The 3,798-nt window shown below is 50.3% G+C and carries 2 protein-coding genes and 2 pseudogenes; 2 read left to right on the forward strand and 2 right to left on the reverse strand.

Translation table 11 applies throughout. The annotated features are described in order from the left end of the window. Nucleotides 1-616: IS21-like element helper ATPase IstB (gene istB, locus A918_RS0104810; protein WP_022709955.1), on the reverse strand; the 616-nt coding region annotated here is incomplete at its 3' end. After that, nucleotides 606-2,132, reverse strand: a complete 1,527-nt coding sequence (istA, locus tag A918_RS0104815) for an IS21 family transposase (protein ID WP_022709956.1) — start codon at nucleotides 2,130-2,132, stop codon at nucleotides 606-608. The genes istA and istB, both read right to left, overlap by 11 nt. Nucleotides 2,133-2,255: 123 nt before the next feature. Between istA and A918_RS21455 the strand changes: the two are divergent. Together A918_RS21455 and A918_RS19470 are read left to right on the forward strand one after the other, a co-directional pair. Further along, nucleotides 2,256-3,394 (forward strand): annotated as a pseudogene (locus tag A918_RS21455) (IS3 family transposase). Nucleotides 3,395-3,413: 19 nt separating this feature from the next. Further along, nucleotides 3,414-3,668 (forward strand): annotated as a pseudogene (locus A918_RS19470) (ATP-binding protein); the annotation flags it as partial. Between the last annotated feature and the right edge of the window lie 130 nt (nucleotides 3,669-3,798).

Genomic DNA, 3,798 nt, shown 5'->3' on the forward strand with positions numbered 1-3,798 from the left:
TGAGATTGGTGGTGATTATGACACTCGTGCGCTCGTAAAGTTTGCTGAGCAGGTGGAATAAAAGCGCGCCACCGGATGCACTGAATCGTAGATATCCGAGCTCATCAAGAATGACGAGATCGGAATAAATGAGCCGGTTGGCGATCTGTCCGGATTTGCCCTGGGCTTTTTCCTGCTCAAGTGCATTCACAAGTTCAACTGTTGAGAAGAACCGGACGCGTTTGTGGTGGTGTTCAATCGCCTGGACACCAATAGCGGTGGCGATATGAGTTTTACCCGTGCCGGGTCCACCAACCAGAACGATGTTGTTTGCATCATTGAGAAAGTCACAGCGATGCAGCTGCAGGACCAATGCCTCGTTTATCTCACTGCTTGCGAAGTCAAAGCCGTTCAGATCACGGTAGGCTGGAAAGCGTGCAGTTTTGAGCTGATAGGCAACTGATCTGACTTCACGCTCTGCTGTTTCCGCCTTAAGCAGCTGTGACAGAACTGGAATAGCTGCCTCGAAAGCTGGTGATCCTTGTTCGGTGAGTTCACCAACTGCTTGTGCCATGCCATGCATCTTTAATTGCCGCAGCATGATAACGATAGCACCACTTGCTGGATTATGACGCATGACGAGCCTCCGTCTTTCTCAAGGTGTCGTAGCGTTCGACATTGGCCTTGGGTTCATTGTTAAGGATCAGTGCCTGCGGTGCGTTAACCGGGGGTGGAATGAGAGATTTGCCGTCGACCAAACGATGAAGCAAATTGAGAATATGGGTTTTTGTCGGCACTCCCGACTTCAACGCCATATCGACTGCCATAAGTACGGCCTGTTCATCATGCTGTAAGACGAGGGAAAGGATATCGACTATTTCCCTATCGCCGCCCGGCTTCTTCAACAGATGAAGCTGGAGTGTGCGAAACGCTTCCGGAAGCTCCGTGAAGGGAGCGCCATTGCGCAATGCGCCGGGCTTTCGCTGAATGACCGACAAATAGTGCCGCCAGTCATAGACGGTGTGACCTGGTGCTTCGTGAGAGCGATTGAAGATGCGTGAATGCTCGCAAATGATCTGCCCTTCGGCAGCGACCACGACACGATCAGGATAGACACGCAGGCTTACAGGGCGATTGGCAAAGGATGCTGGAACACTATAACGCGTACGATCAAAGTGAACTAGGCAGGTCGGTGATACGCGCTTGGTATATTCGACAAAGCCATCAAAAAATCGGGAAACGGGCATAAGAGTCTGGACTTCTTCAGCCCAAAGATCGGCTATGCTGCCGCGCATTTTACCATGCGTTGTGGTTACCCAGAAAAACTTGCAACGCTCTTCCAACCAGTCGTTCAGTTCATCCAGCGAAGCAAATCGTGGAACGGGTTGAAAGAACCGATGCCGAGAATCCTGAACATTCTTCTCAATCTGTCCCTTTTCCCAGCCTGATGCAGGATTGCAGAAGTCTGGTTCAAACAGATAGTGGCTGGCCATCGCTTGAAAGCGGATATTGACGTCACGCTCTTTGCCTCGCCCGACCTTATCGATGGCTGTACGCATATTGTCATAAATGCCGCGTCGTGGAACACCACCAAGCACTCGGAATGCATAGTTGTGAGCGTCAAACAGCATCTCATGGGAATGTGTGAGATAGGCGCGAACGATAAAGGCTCTGGAATAACTTAGCTTGGTATGGGCGACCTGAAGCTTTGTCCGTTCATTGCCAATAATTGCCCAGTCTTCTGACCAGTCAAATTGAAATGCTTCTCCCGGCTCAAAGTTCAAAGGGACAAACGTACCCCGGCCCGATGTCTGGGTGTGCATATGAAGATCGGCCTTCCACTTGCGGGCAAAGGTGGCAACGCGACTGTATGATCCCTCATAGCCCAGAGCGACAAGGTCAGCATGCATCTGCTTCACCGTGCGCTTTTGTTTGCGAGGTTTGCGATCTTCCGACTTTAACCACGTCGTCAGTCGGTCAGAAAATGCGTCGAGTTTGCTTGGCCTGTCCGGAACCTGAAATTTTGGCTCAACGCCATTGAGGCGCAAGTACTTGCGGATGGTGTTCCGCGATAATCCCGTTCGTCGGGCAATCTCGCGGATCGATAGTTCGTCCCGGTAATGCCAGCGTCGGATAACGCTCAATAATGCCATGTCGATCACTCCATAGCCCTCGCTGAAAAACAAACGAGGGAAGGTTCAAACATGGGTCAATTCTAAATGGAAATATTACCCCAAACCGGGTCAGTTCTCAGCGGCAATCAACAGAGAAGATTTATGGCAGTTTCACACACAAACGATTTCAGACGCGAAGCGGTTCGGATTGCGCTTACGAGTGGTCTTACTCGTCGCCAGGTAGCAACCGATTTGGGTGTCGGCCTTTCCACGTTGTCAAAATGGATACAGCGTTCTCGCCCCGAGAATATGCCTCCTGCTGCCGACATTGATTTAGCAAAAGAAAATGAACGGCTGCGTAAGGAGAACCGCCTACTTCTGGAGGAGAGGGAAGTATTAAAAAAGGCCACCGTGTTCTTCGCGAACCAAAGCAAATGAGGTTTGTTTTCGTGGAAGAACACCGCAATCTAATTCCAGTCCATCGGCTATGCCAAATTATGGACGTTACATCACGTGGTTATCGTGCCTGGCGGAGAAGGCCTTTAAGCAACCGGCAAAGACAAGATATGGTGCTCCTAGCGCATATTTGAGAGCAGTACCATCTTAGCCTTAAATCTTATGGTCGTCCCCGCATGACCCAAGAGCTCCGAGATATTGGATTATCTGTCGGGCATCGCCGCGTTGGGCGTTTGATGCGCCAAAACAACATTTATGCGATCAGAACACGCAAGCATAAGGTGACAACTGACAGCAACCATACTTTTAACATAGCGCCGAACTTACTGGATCAGGACTTCTCAGCTGACAAGCCCAATCAGAAATGGGCGGGTGATATCAGTTATTTATGGACACGCGAAGGATGGTTATATCTGGCTGTCATCATCGATCTTCATTCAAGGCGCGTTGTGGGTTGGGCTGTCAGTGATCGTTTGAAACAAGACCTTGCATTACAGGCATTGAACAGAGCGATCGCTTTGCGCAATCCAAAGCCAGGCTGCATTCATCATACAGACCGAGGCAGTCAATATTGTGCTCTATACTATCAGAAACGGCTAAAGCAGCTCGAATTCCAAGTCTCAATGAGTGGAAAAGGAAATTGCTGGGATAATGCTGTGTCAGAAACATTCTTCAAGACACTGAAGGCGGAATTGATTTGGCGACATACGTGGCAAACACGTCAACAGCTGACAGAGGCGCTTTTCAAATACATAAACGGATTTTACAATATACGCAGAAGGCATTCGACACTCGGAGGAATATCACCCGCTCAATTCGAGCAAAAAGCCGCCGAAAAGAGATGAAGAGGCGGAAATAATTCGGGACAAGTCCATTATGGACGAGCTTGGCTATCTTCCGTTCGCACAAGCGGGCGGACAGTTGCTGTTCCACCTCATCAGCAGGCTTTACGAGCGAACTTCAATCATCGTCACCACAAACCTGACGTTCGGCGAGTGGCCGACTGTCTTCGGCGACGCAAAAATGACCGCCGCTCTGCTCGACCGGCTTACCCATCATTGCGAGATCGTTGAAACGGGTAATGAATCGTGGCGCTTCAAAAACCGCTCTCAAAGCTAAAGCCGAAGAACACTAGGGATCCGCGCGCGCAAACCCTGCACTAAATTGAAAGTTCCGGGCCCGCGCACGCTAAACGTTGCAACCTAAAGGAGGGGTACTTTTTGGACGCCGATAAGGGGGGGGGGGGTTT

The sequence above is a fragment of the Pseudochrobactrum sp. AO18b genome (assembly GCF_000409565.1).
In the GTDB taxonomy this organism is placed as follows: domain Bacteria; phylum Pseudomonadota; class Alphaproteobacteria; order Rhizobiales; family Rhizobiaceae; genus Pseudochrobactrum; species Pseudochrobactrum saccharolyticum.

Excerpts from the sequence above, each read along its gene's own strand:
- istA (WP_022709956.1), bottom strand. The coding sequence starts at position 2,132 with ATGGCATTATTGAGCGTTATCCGACGCTGGCATTACCGGGACGAACTA.